This window comes from Kitasatospora sp. NPDC002040 (assembly GCF_040296785.1).
Classification (GTDB): domain Bacteria; phylum Actinomycetota; class Actinomycetes; order Streptomycetales; family Streptomycetaceae; genus Kitasatospora.
This window is the reverse complement of the sequence record NZ_JBEOXV010000010.1, coordinates 182,184-198,093: the sequence shown is the minus strand read 5'-3', so window position 1 is coordinate 198,093 and position 15,910 is coordinate 182,184. Positions and strand designations below refer to the sequence as shown.

14 protein-coding genes are annotated in these 15,910 nt (G+C 75.3%); 2 read left to right on the top strand and 12 right to left on the bottom strand.

From position 1 onward, the window contains the following. Positions 1 to 14: 14 nt before the first annotated feature. The 3 genes from ABT118_RS22390 to ABT118_RS22380 all read right to left on the bottom strand — a co-directional run bounded on the left by ABT118_RS22390 (position 15) and on the right by ABT118_RS22380 (position 4,121). Positions 15 to 1,469: a pyridoxal phosphate-dependent decarboxylase family protein gene (locus tag ABT118_RS22390; RefSeq protein WP_350671670.1), complete on the bottom strand. Its 1,455-nt coding sequence runs from the start codon at positions 1,467 to 1,469 to the stop codon at positions 15 to 17. Continuing rightward, the gene (locus tag ABT118_RS22385) at positions 1,466 to 2,824 is read right to left on the bottom strand and encodes a diaminobutyrate--2-oxoglutarate transaminase family protein (protein ID WP_350671669.1); all 1,359 of its coding nucleotides are present in this window, start codon (positions 2,822 to 2,824) and stop codon (positions 1,466 to 1,468) included. The genes ABT118_RS22390 and ABT118_RS22385 overlap by 4 nt, the downstream gene beginning before the upstream one ends. A 169-nt stretch (positions 2,825 to 2,993) precedes the next feature. Beyond that, positions 2,994 to 4,121, bottom strand: a complete 1,128-nt coding sequence (locus tag ABT118_RS22380; RefSeq protein ID WP_350671667.1) for a glycosyltransferase — start codon at positions 4,119 to 4,121, stop codon at positions 2,994 to 2,996. 291 nt (positions 4,122 to 4,412) lie between these two features. Here ABT118_RS22380 and ABT118_RS22375 point away from each other — a divergent pair, with 291 nt between their 5' ends. Beyond that, positions 4,413 to 5,012 (top strand): class I SAM-dependent methyltransferase, encoded by a 600-nt coding sequence (locus ABT118_RS22375; protein ID WP_350671665.1) that lies wholly within the window; start codon positions 4,413 to 4,415, stop codon positions 5,010 to 5,012. Positions 5,013 to 5,139: 127 nt separating this feature from the next. Here the strand turns inward: ABT118_RS22375 and ABT118_RS22370 are convergent, their stop codons facing one another. Both ABT118_RS22370 and ABT118_RS22365 read right to left on the bottom strand, forming a co-directional pair. Continuing rightward, complete coding sequence (locus tag ABT118_RS22370) at positions 5,140 to 5,856, bottom strand: response regulator (protein ID WP_350671663.1); 717 nt, start codon at positions 5,854 to 5,856, stop codon at positions 5,140 to 5,142. Then, positions 5,853 to 7,466 carry a sensor histidine kinase gene (locus tag ABT118_RS22365; protein WP_350671661.1) on the bottom strand — a complete coding sequence of 538 codons (1,614 nt, stop codon included), beginning with the start codon at positions 7,464 to 7,466 and terminating at the stop codon, positions 5,853 to 5,855. The genes ABT118_RS22370 and ABT118_RS22365 overlap by 4 nt, the downstream gene beginning before the upstream one ends. Before the next feature lie 152 nt (positions 7,467 to 7,618). Between ABT118_RS22365 and ABT118_RS22360 the strand changes: the two genes are divergently transcribed. After that, entirely contained in the window at positions 7,619 to 8,983 is a 1,365-nt protein-coding gene (locus ABT118_RS22360) for a cation:dicarboxylate symporter family transporter (RefSeq protein WP_350671658.1), read from the top strand. A gap of 61 nt (positions 8,984 to 9,044) precedes the next feature. Here the strand turns inward: ABT118_RS22360 and ABT118_RS22355 are convergent, their stop codons facing one another. Genes ABT118_RS22355 through ABT118_RS22325 form a run of 7 tightly spaced genes read right to left on the bottom strand, consistent with a single transcriptional unit; the run spans position 9,045 to position 15,665 of the window. Next, positions 9,045 to 9,965, bottom strand: a complete 921-nt coding sequence (locus tag ABT118_RS22355) for a DUF3592 domain-containing protein (protein WP_350671656.1) — start codon at positions 9,963 to 9,965, stop codon at positions 9,045 to 9,047. A 37-nt stretch (positions 9,966 to 10,002) separates the two neighbouring features. Beyond that, the gene (locus tag ABT118_RS22350) at positions 10,003 to 10,962 is read right to left on the bottom strand and encodes a hypothetical protein (RefSeq protein WP_350671652.1); all 960 of its coding nucleotides are present in this window, start codon (positions 10,960 to 10,962) and stop codon (positions 10,003 to 10,005) included. Positions 10,963 to 11,022: 60 nt separating this feature from the next. Then, complete coding sequence (locus ABT118_RS22345) at positions 11,023 to 11,646, bottom strand: GTP-binding protein (RefSeq protein WP_350671651.1); 624 nt, start codon at positions 11,644 to 11,646, stop codon at positions 11,023 to 11,025. After that, positions 11,627 to 12,031, bottom strand: coding sequence for a DUF742 domain-containing protein (locus ABT118_RS22340; protein ID WP_502884636.1), 405 nt, complete (start codon positions 12,029 to 12,031; stop codon positions 11,627 to 11,629). Before ABT118_RS22340 ends, ABT118_RS22345 begins: the two co-directional genes overlap by 20 nt. Before the next feature lie 29 nt (positions 12,032 to 12,060). Continuing rightward, a complete protein-coding gene (locus ABT118_RS22335) occupies positions 12,061 to 12,471 on the bottom strand; it encodes a roadblock/LC7 domain-containing protein (RefSeq protein WP_350671649.1) in 411 nt (136 codons plus the stop codon). Then, complete coding sequence (locus tag ABT118_RS22330; protein WP_350671647.1) at positions 12,468 to 14,831, bottom strand: sensor histidine kinase; 2,364 nt, start codon at positions 14,829 to 14,831, stop codon at positions 12,468 to 12,470. Before ABT118_RS22330 ends, ABT118_RS22335 begins: the two co-directional genes overlap by 4 nt. Positions 14,832 to 14,882: 51 nt before the next feature. Continuing rightward, positions 14,883 to 15,665, bottom strand: a complete 783-nt coding sequence (locus ABT118_RS22325) for an MHYT domain-containing protein (RefSeq protein ID WP_350671645.1) — start codon at positions 15,663 to 15,665, stop codon at positions 14,883 to 14,885. Positions 15,666 to 15,910: the final 245 nt, after the last annotated feature.

Genomic DNA, 15,910 nt, shown 5'->3' with positions numbered 1-15,910 from the left:
TTTTTCACCCTACGTCACCCCTGCTCGCCGAGCCCGTCCCGGACGCGCTGACCGGCGGCGAGCACCGCGGCCAGCAGGGCGTCGGTATCGGCCGGGGTGGCGTGCGGATTGAGCAGGGTGAGCTTGAGCCGGACCCGGCCCGGGCCCTGGCCCGGCAGCTCGGTCCGGCCGACCACGGCCCGGCCGGACCGGAGCAGCTCCCGTCGCAGCTCGCCGTTGAGCCGGTCCAGCCCGGCCGGCCCGACCCCGGGCGGGTGGTAGCGGAAGACCACGGTGCTGAGCACCGGCGCACAGTGCAGCTCCAGCTGCTCGGCCGCCTCCACCGCGCCGGCGGTGGCCAGCGCCAGCTCGTGGCAGGCGTCGACCAGCGCCCCCAGGCCCTTGCGGCCCAAGGTGCGCAGGGTGACCAGCAGTTTGAACGCGTCGGCCCGCCGGGTGGTGCGGAGCGAGCGGCCGAGCAGGCTCGGGTAGCCGGCCTGCTCGTCGTCGGCCGGGTTGAGGTACACCGCCCGGCGGCTCAGCGAGGCGTACGTCTCGGCCCGGTGGACCAGGAACACCCCGGCGGCGGCGGGCTGCCAGCCGAACTTGTGCCAGTCCAGCGAGACCGAGTCGGCCCGGGCGATGCCGTCCAGCAGCGGGGCGAGCCGGTCGGAGAGCAGCGCCCCGCCGCCGTACGCGGCGTCGACGTGCAGCCAGGCGCCGTGCTCGGCGGCCAGGTCGGCCGCCCGGTGCAGCGGGTCGACGGCGCCGGTGTCGGTGGTGCCCGCGGTGGCCACCACGGCGATCGGCCGCTGCCCGGCCCGGACGGCGGCGCGCAGTTCGTCGGCCAGCGCGTCCGGGTCCATCCGCAACCCGCGGTCGACCGGGACGGTGCGGACCGCCCGTTCGCCCAGGCCGAGCAGGGCGGCGGCGCGCTGGACCGAGAAGTGCGCCGCGGCGGAGGCCAGCACGACCGGGCGGACGCCGGGCGGCAGGCCGTCCAACTCGACCGCGCCGCCCAGCACCTGGTCCCGGGCCAGCATCAGGCCCATCAGGTTGGACTCGGTGCCGCCCGTCGTGAGCACCCCGGCGGCGTGCGCCGGGTCGAAGCCGACCAGCCCGGCCAGCTCGCCGATCAGCTCGGTCTCCAGGGTGACGGCGGCCGGGGCCTGGTCCCAGGAGTCGAGCGAGGGGTTGAGCGCGCTGACGGCGAGGTCGGCGGCGACCGCGACGGCGAGCGGCGGGCAGTGCAGGTGGGCGGCGCAGGCCGGATCGGCGGGGTCGGCGCTGCCGTAGGCGAGGAACTCGGTCAGCCGGAGCAGGGCGTCCTGGTCGTGCTGGATCGAGAGCGCGAGCCGGGCCTGACCGGCGATCAGCCCGGGGCCGCCGGGCGGCAGCGGGCCGCCCCGGTGGGCGGCGCCCGCGTCCAAGGCGGTGAGCACCAGCTCGACCAGCGGGCGCAGCGCCTCGGGCCGGGCCAGCGCGTTCATCCGGCCGCTGCCCCGCCGGCCGCCGCCGCGATCGCCTCGGCCAGGCGGTCGAGCACGGCCTCGACCTGCTCGTCGGAGATGGTGAGCGGGGGCAGCAGGCGCAGCACCGCGTCGTGCCGGCCGCCGAGTTCGACGATCAGCCCGCGCTGCAGGCAGGCCGCCCGGACCCGGCGGGCCAGCTCGGGGTCGGCCGGGTGGGCGCCGCAGCGGTCGGGTTCGCCGCTGGGGTCGACCAGTTCGATGCCGATCATCAGGCCCCGGCCGCGGACGTCGCCGATCACCGGCAGCCGTCCCTTGAGCGCGTCCAGCCGGCCCGTCATCCGGGCCCCGAGCAGCTCGGCCCGCCCGACCAGGCCGTGCTCGGCGACGTACCGCAGGGTGGCGGCCCCGGCCGCCATCGCCAGGGTGTTGCCGCGGAAGGTGCCGGTGTGCGCGCCGGGCAGCCAGCCGTCGTACTCCTCCCGGTAGACCACCACGGCGAGCGGCAGCGAGCCGCCGATCGCCTTGGACAGCACCATTGCGTCCGGGACGATCCCGCTGTGCTCGACCGCCCACATCGCGCCGGTCCGGCCGACGCCGGTCTGCACCTCGTCGACGATCAGCGGGATGCCGCGTTCGGCGGTGATCCGGCGCATCTCGCGCAGCCAGCCGTCCGGCGCGGGGACCACCCCGCCCTCGCCCTGGACCGCCTCCAGGATCATCGCGGCCGGGGGCAGCACACCCCCTGACGGGTCGTCGAGCAGCCGCTCCACGTAGGTCGCGGAGAGCTCGGCGCCGCGCGCGCCCTCGCCGAACGGGCAGCGGTAGGCGTACGGGTAGGGCAGCCGGGTCACCTCTCCCCCGCTGGGCAGCGGGGACTTGACCTCGACCGAGCCGGTGACGGCCAGCGCCCCGGCGGTCATGCCGTGGTAGGCGCCGGTGAAGGCGAGCGCGCCCCGGCGGCCGGTGGCGGTCTGCATCAGCTTGAGCGCCGCCTCCACCGCGTCGGTGCCGGCCGGGCCGCAGAAGTGCACCCGGGAGCGGTCGCCGAAGCCGGGCGGCAGGCTCTCGAACAGTGCGGTGGTGAAGTCGTCCTTCTCGGCCGTGGCCAGGTCGAGCAGGTGCAGCGGGGCGCCGCTGTCCAGGGTGCGGCGGATCGCGGTGAGCACCGTCGGGTGGTTGTGGCCGAGCGCCAGCGTCCCGGCGCCGGAGAGGCAGTCCAGGTAGCGGCGGCCGTCCGCGCCCTCCACCGTCATCCCGTGCGCCCGGACCGGCACGATCGGGAAGGAACGGGCGTAGGTGCGCGCGGCCGACTCGCGGATGCGCTGGCGCCGCAGGATCGCGTCGCCGGCCGTGGGGGCGGCGGTGTGGGCCAAGGCAGACTCCCTTTAGTTAGGTAAGCCTAACTTTACTCTCCTGGAATCCACCGCTCCGCATCGGGCCCGCTTTCCACTCGACCGAGTGAACCCGACACCCCATCAACGAGCGACGCCCGCAAGGGATACGGGGCCGGCCGGTCCGCCCGCCGACCGGCCCCGGCCGGGGTCAGCGGCCGCCTGCGGCGAGGGCCTCGATCTCGGGGACCACGGCGGCGTGGCTGGGCAGGGCGTCGTTCTCCGCCTGCAGGGCGGCCGCGGCGGAGCGCAGCGCCGGGTCGGAGACCAGCCGGGTGAGCAGTGGCGTGTCGACCTCGGCCGAGGCGGAGCTCAGGGCCGCGCCGGTGGCGGTCATGGTGGCGGCGATGATGAAGTTGTCGGCCCCCTGCGGCAGCAGCAGCTGGGGCACCCCCGCCTGCAGTCCGGTCAGCGTGCTGCCGGCGCCGCCGTGGTGCACCACCGCGTCGCAGACCCGCAGCAGCTCGGCCAGCGGGACCCACGGGAGCGTCCGGACGTTGGCCGGGAGCGGGGGCAGCTGGGACAGGTCGGCGCCGCCGACGGCGAGCAGGAACTCGGCGTCGACCGAGGCGGCGGCCTCGATCAGGGGCGCGATCGCCTGCACCCCGTCCACCTGGGTGACCACGGTGCCCAGGGTGACGGCGACCCGCGGCCGGTCGCCCCGGCGCAGCAGCCCGGCCGGGACCAGCCCGCCGCCGTTGTAGGGGCGGTGGCGCGTCCGCAGGCCGGCAAGGCCGCCGTCGAGCACGGCCGGGCCGCTGTTCAGCGCGGTGGACTCGGCCGGGGCGGCCACGCCGTACGCCTCGTACACGTCGGTGAAGTGCCCGGCCAGCCGGGCGGCCATCTCCAGCCCGGAGGTGAAGCCGAAGTTCTGCAGCGCGGCGGGGATCTTGAGCTTGGCCGCGACCAGCTGGGCCGAGGCCAGGCAGGAGTCGTGGACCAGCAGGTCCGCGCCCCAGTCACCGGCGGCGGCCAGCAGGTCGTCGACGGTGGGGCGGGAGGCGTACGCGAAGGCGGCGGCGGCCTGGTCGAACAGCTGGTCCTGGGTCAGATCCGGCCTGGCGTAGTGGATCTCACCGTCGTTCAGGGCCTCGAACGACTCCCGCAGCGTCCGGCCGTCGCCGATCTCGACGATCGGGAAGCCGGCCTCCCGGAGCTGGTCCCACGGCCTCGGACTGGCGAACAGGATCTCGTGCCCGGCCGCCCGCAGCGCCTGCGCGGTCGGCACCATCGGGAACAGGTGGCTGGGGGCGGCCGGGCCGGTGAAGAGGATGCGCACGATGGTCTCCTGGTCGTGTTCGACTGCTCGGCACCGGGCCCCCGCGGACCCGACTCCCGCCTCAACCGACGGACCGTCATGCCGCGTTCCCCGCACGGTCGATAACCGGACGTTCTGCAATCGGCCGCCCGGCCGGGCGCCGCCTGGCCGGAGCCGGGAAACCGAGCGTCCGCCGGGTCGGCAATGGGGCGGAATCCGACAGACAGGACGTCGGCGAACTGTCCGAGAACAGGTGCCCGCCGCCGCCGGCGCCGACAGCGCGAAGGACCCGACGCCTCCTAAGCTGCACCCATGTCGTACGAAGCCGAACTGGCCAGCACCCGTGAGTTCTTCGCCGCCCGCGCCGCCACCTGGGACTCCAAGTACCCGGACGACAGCCCGCGCTACGCCGCCGCGATCGCGGACCTCGGCGTGGCCGAGGGGGCGTTCGTGCTGGACGCCGGCTGCGGGACGGGGCGTGCGCTGCCGCTGCTCCGGGCGGCGGTCGGCCCGGCGGGGACGGTGCTCGGGGTGGACGTGACGCCCGAGATGGTGGCCCGCGCGCAGGCCCACTCCGAGCTGGCCCGGGTGGTGCTGGCCGACTGCGCCCACCTGCCGCTGGCCGACGGGACCGTCGACCTGGTGTTCGCGGCCGGGCTGGTCAACCACCTCCCCGACCCCGCCCTCGGACTGCGCGAGCTCGCCCGGGTCAGCCGTCCGACCGGCCGGCTCGCCCTGTTCCACCCGATCGGCCGCGCCGTCCTGGCCGCCCGGCACGGCCGCGAGCTCACCGCCGACGACCGCCGCGCCGAGCCCAACCTCCGCCCCCTGCTCGCCGCCAACGGCTGGCACCTGGTCGGCTACACCGACACCGACGACCGCTTCCTGGCCGTGGCCGAACGCATCGCCTAGGGGTCGGGGCTGACGCGGTGTTCGAGGTGACGGCTCCGGTCCCCGTCGGGAGGGCGGTGCGGCCGGGCGTGCGGTGGGCGGCGAAGGCCTGGGCAACCGCCTCCTGGCCGGTGGCCGAACGCGTGGCTTAGCGCCAGCGGTAGTAGAGCTCCGGGCGGCCGACTTGGCCGTAGCGGGGTTCGCGGTCGGCCAGGCCGGTGCTGACGAGGTGTTCGAGGTAGCGGCGGGCGGTGATCCGGGAGACGCCGGCGGCGGTGGCGGCCGCGGTGGCGGAGACGCCGTCGGGGGTGGTGCGCAGGACTGCCGCGAGGGTGTCCAGGGTGGCGGCGCCGATGCCCTTGGGGAGGGCGGTGCGGTCGGGGGTGCGGAGGGCGGCGAAGGCCTGGTCCACCTCGTCCTGGCCGGTGGCGTCGCCGGGGCGGCCGAGGGTGGAGCGGTAGCGGGCGTAGCGGTCCAGGCGCTCGTGCAGGGCGGCGGCGCCGAAGGGCTTGAGCAGGTACTGCACCACCCCCGCCGAGACGGCCTGGCGGACCATCGCCAGGTCGCGGGCCGAGGTGACGGCGATGATGTCGGCGGTGTGCCCGGCGGCGCGCAGGGTGCGGCAGAGCTGGAGGCCGTGGCCGTCGGGGAGGTGGAGGTCGAGCAGCACCAGGTCGACCGGGGTACCGGCCGCCCGGGTGCGGTCCAGCAGCCGGAGCGCCTCGGCGCAGCTGTGCGCGGTGCCGGCGGCGGCGAAGCCGGGGGTGCGGCCGACGTAGAGGGTGTGGGCGGCGGCGGCCACCGGGTCGTCCTCCACCACCAGCACGGAGATCGCCGGGACGGAGACCGGCGGGACGGGGCTCACCGGGACGCCTCCCGCTGGAGCGGCAGCCGGACGGTGAGCACGGCCCCGTCGGAGCGGCCGACCTGCACGGTGCCGCCGTTGCGCCGCGCGGTCTGCTGGACCAGCGCGAGGCCGAGGCCCCGGCCGCCGTCGGCGGCCTTGGTGGTCCAGCCCCGGCCGAACACCGCGGCGGCGGCGTCCGGGTCGATGCCGGGGCCCGAATCGGCGACCCGGAGCACCAGTTCGGGCCCGTCCACCCGGGCGGTGACGGTGACTTCGGGGGCCCGGGCGGCGGCGTTCTCGATCGCGGCGTCCACCGCGTTGTCGACCAGGTTGCCGAGCACGGTGACCAGGTCGCGCGGGGTGAGGCCGGGTGGCAGGACGCCGTCGTCGATCCGGCTGTCCTCGGTCAGGGTCAGCTCGACGCCGCGCTCGGCGGCCTGGGCGGCCTTGCCGAGCAGCAGCGCGGCCAGCACCGGCTCGGCGACGGCGGCGACCACCCGGTCGGTGAGCTGCTGGGCCAGTTCGAGTTCGGCGGTGGCGAACTCCACCGCCTCGCGGTGGCGGCCGAGTTCGATCAGCGAGACCACCGCGTGCAGTCGGTTGGCGGCCTCGTGCGCCTGGGCGCCGAGCGCTTCGGCGAAGCCCCGTACCGAGTCCAACTCACCGGCCAGTCCCTGGAGTTCGGTGTGGTCCCGGAGGGTGACCACGGTGCCGAGGCCGGGCCCGACGGTGGAGGTGTTCAGCACCACCACCCGCTCCGTGGTCAGGTGCAGCTCGTCCCGGACCGGCTCGGCCGAGCCCAGCGCCCGGACCAGGGACGGCGGCAGCCCGAGCGAGCGCACCGGTACGCCGTCCAACTGACCGGTCAGGCCCAGCAGTTCGCGCGCCGCGTCGTTGCAGAGCACCACCCGTCCGGTGCGGTCCAGCAGCACCAGGCCCTCCCGGACCGAGTGCAGGGTGGCCTGGTGGTAGTCGTACAGGTGGCTCAGTTCGGCCGCGCCCATGCCGTGGGTGTGCCGCCGCAGCCGGGCGTTGGCCAGATAGGTGGCCGCACCGCCGAGCAGCAGCGCGCCGAGCGCGACCCCGCCCAGGGCCGCCAGCGGGCCGCGCAGCTGGGTGCTGATCGACTGCACCGTGATGCCCGCACTGACCAGGCCGACCACCCGGCCGCCGTCCAGCACCGGGGCGACCACCCGGACGGACGGGCCGAGCGTGCCGGTGTACGTCTCGGTGAACACCCGGCCCGCGAGCGCCTGTTCGGTGTGGCCGAGGAAGGGGCGGCCGATCTGGGCCGGGTCGCGATGGGTCCAGCGGATGCCGTCGGGGGCCATCACGGTGACGAAGTCGACCCCGGTGTCCTGCCGGACCTGCTCGGCGTAGGGCTGGAGCCGGGCGGACGGGTCCGGCAGCAGGGCGGCCTCGCGGACGGTGGGCGCGTCGGCGACCGAGCGGGCCACGGCGGTCACCTGGCGCCGGGCGGCGTCCTCGGCCCGGCCGGTGGTGAACAGGTACGCGAGCACCGCACCCCCGGCCACCACGGCGGCCACGATGACCACCTGGAGCAGGAAGAGCTGGCCCGCCAGGCTGCGTGCGCGGCGGCGCGGCCGGTGGTCGGGGTTCGCGTCCATGCGAGCCAGTGTGCCCTGCCGCCGGGCGGGCCGGACCGCCCGGGGAGCGTGAACTCTATGAACTCAAACGTGACCCCGGTCACTCCGCCGCCCATAGTCGGAGCAGCCCGTCCACCCCGGGCCGAGGGACCAGCTGGCGAAGGAGCCGCACCATGACCACCACCACGGCAGCAGTGGGCCGGAGCAGAGACCGGACGCACTACCTCTATCTCGCGGTGATCGTCGCGGTGCTGGCGGGCATCGCGGTCGGCCTGGTCGCACCGGACTTCGCGGTGGAGCTGAAGCCGATCGGCACCGGCTTCGTGAACCTGATCAAGATGATGATCAGCCCGGTGATCTTCTGCACCATCGTGCTGGGCATCGGCTCGGTCACCAAGGCCGCCAAGGTCGGCCGGGTCGGCGGCCTGGCCCTCGGCTACTTCCTGTTGATGTCCACCGCCGCGCTCGGCATCGGCCTGCTGGTCGGCAACCTGCTGGAGCCCGGCGCCGGCCTGCACCTCACCCAGGCGCTGGCCAAGTCCGGCCACGCCCAGGCCACCGCGGGCCACGCCCAGGGCACCACCGACTTCCTGCTCGGGGTCATCCCGACCACCGTGTTCTCCGCCCTGACCGAGGGCAAGGTGCTGCAGACCCTGCTGGTCGCACTGCTCGCGGGCTTCGCGCTGCAGGCGATGGGCCCGACCGGGGCCCCGGTGCTGCGCGGCGTCGAGCACCTCCAGCGGCTGGTCTTCCGGGTGATGTCGATGATCATGTGGGCGGCACCGGTCGGCGCCTTCGGCGCGATCGCGGGCGTGGTCGGCGCGACCGGGACGGCGGCGCTGAAGAGCCTGGCCGTGATCATGATCGGGTTCTACCTGACCTGCGTGCTGTTCGTGGTCGTGGTGCTCGGCCTGCTGCTCCGGCTGGCCGCCGGGGTGAACATCTTCGCCCTGCTGCGCTACCTCGGCCGGGAGTTCCTGCTGATCCTCTCCACCTCCTCCTCCGAGAGCGCCCTGCCCCGGCTGATCGCCAAGATGGAGCACCTCGGGGTGAGCCGCCCGGTGGTGGGCATCACCGTCCCGACCGGCTACAGCTTCAACCTCGACGGCACCGCGATCTACCTGACCATGGCCTCGATCTTCATCTCCGAGGCGCTGGACAAGCCGATGTCCCTGGGCCAGCAGCTCGGCCTGCTGGTCTTCATGGTGATCGCCAGCAAGGGCGCGGCCGGAGTCACCGGCGCGGGCCTGGCCACCCTGGCCGGCGGCCTCCAGTCCCACCGCCCCGAACTGGTCGACGGCGTCGGCCTGATCGTCGGCATCGACCGCTTCATGTCCGAGGCCCGCGCCCTGACCAACTTCGCCGGGAACGCGGTCGCCACCGTCCTGATCGGCCACTGGACCAAGGAGCTGGACCGCGACCGCCTGACCGAGGTGCTGGCCGGCCGGCTCCCGTTCGACGAGACCACCCTGGTGGACAGCCACGCCCCGGCCGTCCCCGCCCAGTCGGACGCCCCCGCGCTGGAGAAGGCGCACTGACACCCCCTCAGCCGCAGGGCCCGCTCGGTACCAACCCCCGGTCGAGCGGGCCCTGCTCCGTTCACCCGTCGGAGCCGAAGGCGGCGCCCACCGCCCCGACGGCCAGGCCGAGACCGACCGCGGCGATCGGCACCAGGACCAGCAGGGTGCCCACCAGGGTCCACACGACCCCGGCCCGGAAGTTCTCCGACCGGCGGACCAGGGCCGGGTTCTCCGGGTCGTAGCAGAGCTCGGCCCGGCCCTCCCGCCGCCCCTCCCGCCGCCGGTCCGTGTGGGTGCGCGCCACCCCCTCCGCATCGGTGAACGCGTAGACGGGGTACCACCGGTCGTACGGCCGATCGTCACCGTTCGGCACCACCTCGTGCTCGTGGTCGGTGACGGTGGCGGCCACGGTGATGCCGCGCCGGTGCAGCGCCCACGGCGCGGGGACGGAGCGCACCGCCGCCGTGGCCAGACCCGCGCCGATACCGAGGACGGGCGGGCCGAAGAGCCAGAGCAGCAGCGCTTCGACCGTCCGGAACCCGGCGGGCGCGGAGACGGCCAGGAGCACGAAGCCGGCCAGGTAGAGCCAGCAGAACAGCTTCAGCGGACTGTTCACCAGCCGCACCAGCCGGGCGGGCCCGGGCGAGCCGCGGTCGACGAACGCCGACTGCACCAACGCCCGGCCGTCACCGGCCCGTTCGGCCTCGTCCCGGACCGGCAGGGCCCCGGTCACCGCCCGGACGAACGCGGCACCCGACCCCAGGTGCCGGATCCGGTGCACCTCGGCCGGGCCGCTCCGCACCCGTAGCAGCACGTCCACCCGGCCGGAGGACGCCACCACCCGGTCGATCGCCGCGACGGGTATCCGGTGCACGACGTGCCGCTGCTCGATCACCACCCACCCGTCCGCGAACCGGGCGCTGCGCCCCCGGCTTCCGGGCAGCACGATCTCCGCCGGCAACCCGCCCGCGACGTCGGCGGAGGACTCTCTCTCGGACATGCCCGGATTCTTGCACCACCGCCCGACCGGCCGGCGATCAGCCCGGGGTCTCGTAGGCGGCGCCGCTGACCGCCCAGGCCAGGCCGGTGGCCGGGTCCTCCAGGGCGAGGTGGACGAAGCGGAGTTCGTCGGCCGGCTCGTGCCAGGTGAAGCAGCGCAGCCGGGCCACCAGGGTGTTCACCTCGGACAGGCCGGGCTCACCGGTCATCGCCGCGAGCAGCTGCCAGATCGCGATCCGGCCCTGGGCGCTGCCGCGTCCCGGGCCCTCGGAGGCGGCCTGCAGCAGGGCCGGGTAGACCGCGCCGAACGGGAGGTAGCCGCCGGTGACCCGGGGCACCGTGGCCAGCCGGGCGGCGGCGGCCGGCCCGGAGCCGCGCACGCAGCGGGCCGTCGCCCAGGGCACCGCCGCCGCGAGCAGCCGGGTCGCCGCCAGCTCGCGGACCTGGGTGCCCGGTTCGGGCAGCTCCACCGGGCCGAGCCCCTCCCGGCCGGCCGGGAGGGTGAGCAGCGAACGCCGGGCGCCGCCGGTGCGCAGGTACTCGCGGACCCGGCCGCCCGGCTCCCAGCCCGCCTGCTCCCACGGCTCCAGCGCGAGCGGGACGCCGTCCCGGTCCGGTTCGTCGCCCGGGTCGAGCCGCTCGCCGAGCAGCACCCGGGTGTGCCGGACCAGCCGCCGCACCCGGGCCGGGCCCAGCAACGGGGCCAACCGCAGCCAGGAGTGACGGGTCGCCAGCACCTCCCAGAGCGGCCCGGCGTCGTGGTCACCCACCGTCGCGGCACTGCCGGGTTCGCCGTCCTGGTCGAACAGCCGGGCGGCCAGCTCGGGCGGGGCCCCGTACGCGATCAGATGGCCGAGCGGCGCGGTCTCGGCGGCGCCCTGGGCCTCGCCGCGCAGGGCGGCACCGATCGCCCGGGACTCCCGGTAGAGCCCGAGCAGCTCGGGCCAGCGTTCCTCGTCGGCCAGGGTGCGCAGCGTGCGGCACTCGTAGGTGATCACATTTTCAGCGTACGACCCGTGACGCTCCGTCAGCGGAACGCCACGAACTCGGCTCCCACCTCAGCCGCCGACCTCCGCCAGCAACCGGGCCGCGTGCACCCGGCCCGCGTGCTCGACCAGGTTGATCAGCACCTCCTTGCCTGACTCCCGGCGCCGCGCGTCGCAGATCACCACGGGTGTGTCGGTGTCCAGGTCGAGCGCCCGGGAGACCTCCTCGGGGCGGAAGTCACGGGTGCCCGCGAAACGGTTGACCGCGACCACGAAGGGGATGCCCCGGTGCTCGAAGAAGTCGACGGCCGGGAAGCAGTCGGTCAGCCGCCGGGTGTCCGCCAGCACCACGGCGCCCAGCGCGCCGGTGGCCAGCTCGTCCCAGAGGAACCAGAACCGGTCCTGCCCGGGGGTGCCGAACAGGTAGACCGAGAGCCCGTCCCTGATGGTGATCCGGCCGAAGTCCATCGCCACCGTGGTGGTGGTCTTCTGCTCCACCCCGCCGGTGTCGTCCACCCCGGCGCCGGCCAGGGTGAGCTGCTCCTCGGTGCGCAGCGGGCGGATCTCGCTGACCGAGCCGACCATGGTGGTCTTGCCGACCCCGAAGCCCCCCGCGACCAGGATCTTCAGGCTCAGCACCGGGGCGTCGTCGAAACGGTCGGACCGGTGGGGCCGGTCAGAGCGCGCGGAGTCCATTGATGACCTCACGGAGGATGTGCTCGTCGGGGAGCATGGCGGGCGGTACGGGGCGGCTGACCCGGATGAACTCGGCGTCCAGCAGGTCGCCGAGCAGCACTCGGACCACCCCGAGCGGCAGGTCGGTCTCGGCGGCGATCTCGGCCACCGACAGGGCGTTGTCGCGGCACAGGTCGAGGATCGCGCCGTGCTCGGGGCCGATCGGCAGCTCGGGGCTGTCGGGGACGTCGCTGACCACCAGGGCGATCAGGTCGAACTCCCGGCCGGTGGGCCTGGTCCGGCCCTTGGTGAGCGCGTACGGGCGGACCATCGGCCCGGCCGCGCCGTCGTACCAGCGGGTGTGCTGTTCGGCGGGGGCCGGGAAGCCGAACGGCGAGTCCGGCAGGTGGCGGCGCTGCGGATAGGGCACCCCGGTCACCCCCCGACCGCGCTGCGCGGTGGGGTGTAGAGGTGCTCGCCGACCCGCCGGACCAGCCGGGCCATCTCGTAGGCGATCAGGCCGAGGTCGGCGTCGGCGTCGGCGAAGACCGCCAGGCAGGTGCCCTCGCCGGCCGCCGCGACGAACAGGAAGCCGCGCTCCAACTCGACCATGGTCTGCCGGACTTCGCCCGCGTCGAAGTGCCGCCCGGCCCCCTTGGCCAGGCTGTGGAAGCCGGAGGCGACGGCGGCCAGGTGCTCGCCGTCCTCCCGGCCGATCCCCTCGGAGCTGCCGATGGCCAGGCCGTCGGCGGAGAGCATCACCGCGAATCTGATCCGGGCCACCCGGGAGACCAGCTCGTCCAGCAGCCAGTTGAGCTCTCCCGCACGGTGGTTGGGGCTGGTCATCGGTTCTCTCCCTCGGTGGTGTGGACGGTGCGGTGGTTCTTGCCCCGGGCCCAGCCGCGCTGGTAGGCGGACATCGCGGCCCTGGCCTCCTCCGGGTTGCGACCGATCAGGGGCGGGGTGTCCGGGCGGGCCCTGATCCTCGGCCGTTCGGGGGCCTCCCGCAGCTGCGGCGCCAGGCTGGCCTGCCGGACCCGGCGCGGCAGGTCGTCGTCCGGAGGAATCGACGGCGGCACGGCGGCCGGCGGGGCCACCGGAACGGGCGGTACGGCCGCCAGCCGGGGCGGCGTCCGGAACACCGGCTGCTGCGACGGCGGAGGCGGCGGCGGGGCCAGCTCGGTCAGCTCCAGCTCCGGGGCCTCCGGCCCGGCCGCACCGGGACGCTCCGAACGCGGGCTCTCCAGCAGCGCGTTGGGCAGCAGCACGACCGCCGTGGTGCCGCCGTACGCGGAGGTGCGGAGCGAGACCCGGACGTCCTGCCGCCGGGCCAGCCGGCTGACCACGAACAGGCCCAGCCGGTCGCTGTCGAACAGGTCGACCTGCTGCGCCGCCCCGATCCGCCGGTTGGCGTCGGCCAGCGCCTCCGGGCCCATGCCCAGGCCGCGGTCCTCGATCTCCAGCGCGTACCCGTTGCCGACCTGCTCGCCCCGCACGTGCACCTTGGTGTGCGGGGGCGAGAACCCGGTGGCGTTCTCCACCAGTTCGGCCACCAGGTGGGTCAGGTCGGCGACGGCCTGGCCGGCCACGGCGGCGTACGGCAGCCGGTGCACCTCGACCCGGGCGTACTCCTCCACCTCGGAGACGGCGGCCCGGACCACGTCCATCAGCGGCACCGGGTTGCGCCAGCCCCGGCCGGGGGCGGCACCGGAGAGGATGATCAGGCCCTCGGCGTGCCGGCGCATCCGGGTGGTCAGGTGGTCGAGCCGGAACAGGTCCTCCAGCTCCTCCGGGTCCTCGGTGCGCCGCTCCATCGTGTCCAGCAGGGTGAGCTGACGGTGCACCAGCACCTGGCTGCGCCGGGCCAGGTTGACGAAGACGCCGGAGACCCCGGAGAGCACCTCGGCCCGCTCGACCGCCGCCGTGACGGCGGCCCGCTGGACCGAGCCGAGCGCGCCGTGCACCTGCCCGATCTCGTCCTCGCCGTGCGGGCGCAGCGGCGCCTCGGTCTCCACGTCGATCTCCTCGCCCGCGCGCAACCGCCGCATGGTGCCCGGGAGTTTGCGCCCGGCCAGCTCCAGCGCGGAGTTCCGCAGCGCGATCAGCTCGGTGACCAGGCTCCGGCCGATCTGGACCGAGATCAGCAGCGAGGCCACCACCGCGACCAGGCCCAGCAGCACCGCGGCGCCCGAGCTGCTGAACAGGCCGAGCGCGTACGGGCGGGTCCGGGCGGCCGCGGCGGCGCCGGCGTCGGTCTCCACCGCGCGCAGCGCCCGGGCCACGCCGTCGGCGGTCAGCGACCACTGCTCGGCGCTCACCGCCTCCGCCGCGCCGCGCCCGTCGGCAGCCGCGCGGACGGCGTCCTCCTGCCGGATCAGCTCACGGTGGTCCGGCCCGTTCACCACCGCGAGCAGCGCGCTGCGATCGGCCGGGCGCAGGTCCCGGCCGGCCGTCTGCTCGAGCAGGCGGCGGGCGTAGACGACGGCGGCGAACTCGGCCCGCTGGGGGTCGGACACCGCCCCGGCCCGCTGGCCGGTGCGCAGCAACGCGTCCTCCCGGGCCAGCAGTTCGCGGGAGCGGGCGAACTCCAGCAGCACCCGGGCGTCGGAGGCGACCCGGTGGTCCTGCAGCCCGGTGGTCGCTCCGGTCACGTCCAGCGCCCGGTCGATCGCGGCGGTGTAGGCGGCGTAGGTGTCGGCCCAGCTGACCGAGCGCTCCGCCAGCCGGCGGCGCAGCTCGGCCAGCCCGCCCACGGCGGTGCCCAGCGCGTCCACCCGGGACGCGGCCTCGGCGCCCAGGCCGCGGGCGTCGGCCCGGTTCCAGCCGGAGCCGATGCCGAGCGGGGCGATCGCCCGGTCGGTGGTGTCGGCGGCCTCCCGCAGCACCGCCTCCCGGCCCGCGCCGGGGGCGGCCAACTGCTGTCCGGCGGCCACCCGTTCGGCCTGCAGGGCGGTCACGGTACCGGCCACCGGGTCGAGCAGCTCGGCGTGCACCTCCTGGAGCCGCAGCAGGTCCCAGATCTGCTGCGCGGTGGTGACGGTGGCGAAGGACCAGAGGGCCATCACGGACACCACCGGGACCATCAGCAGGGCGACGATCCTGGCGCGTACGGTGCGGGGGCGCAGCCGCCGCAGCAGGGTGTGCGCGGCGGGCGGGCGGGTGGCGGCGGTGGCCTCCCGGGCGGGCGGACCCGCGTGGGTTCCCATGGGGTCAGGGCCCTTTCGGTGGGGGTGGGTCGACGGTGGGTCCGGGTCCGGTCAGGCGGCCCGGTCGAGCTCCTGGGTCGCCAGCCGGCCCGCCTCGCGGTAGGCGGCCCGCTCCTGCGCGGTCGGGGAGAGCGCGACGAAGGCGGAGGTCAGGAACAGGAAGGAGCCGAGCCCGACGGCCAGCGGGAAGATGAACTGCATCGGCGTCGCCCCGCCCAACTCGACCCTGGACGGGTGCAGTTCGACGTGCACGGCGGCCATCCCGGTGTAGTGCATGCAGCTCACCGCGATGCCCATCACCATCGAGGCGCCGGCCGCGGCGACCAGGTTGCGGATGGTGACGGCGGCCCAGAGCGCGGCGGTCGCGGCGCCGACCGCGATCAGCACCGAGAGCGCCACCGTGCCGACGTCGTAGCCGATCACCCCGTGCAGCCGGACGGCGGCCATGCCCAGGTAGTGCATCGCGGCCACCCCGACGCCGGTGATCAGGCCGCCGAGCAGCAGCGCGCGGCCCCGGTGCCGGCCGTACCCGACCGCGAACACGCCGAGGCCGACCACCAGCACGGCGACCAGCAGGCTGAGGATGGTCAGCGGCACGTTGTAGCGCAGCTCCGAACCGTCCACGGTGAAGCCGAACATGGCCACGAAGTGCATGGTCCAGATGCCGGAGCCGATCGCGGCGGCGGCGGTGATCAGCCAGTTCCGCTTGGACGCGCCGGTGGCGGCCAGTGCGCGCAGGGTGCAGCGCAGGCCGAGGGCGGCACCGACGCAGGCCATCACGTAGGAGATGGCCGGGGTCGGCCAGCCGAAGCTGAAGTGGTCCAGGTGTCCCATCGGGCCTCCGGACGACCCGGGCGGGGCCGGTCGCCTGTGCGAGTGCGGGGTTCGAATGCGCTGGACGCTACCCAGCGCTCATGAACGGTCACTCGAAGATGTGAAAAACAGCCCGCCCGGGGGCTCGCATGTGCTGCACTGAAGCGTGCGTTGTGCGCCCGGCGCACTCCGACGGACCGTCAGGACCGGAGTCCGTGACGGACCGGCCGGGAGTGGGCGGACCGGCCGGGAGTGGGCGGACCGGC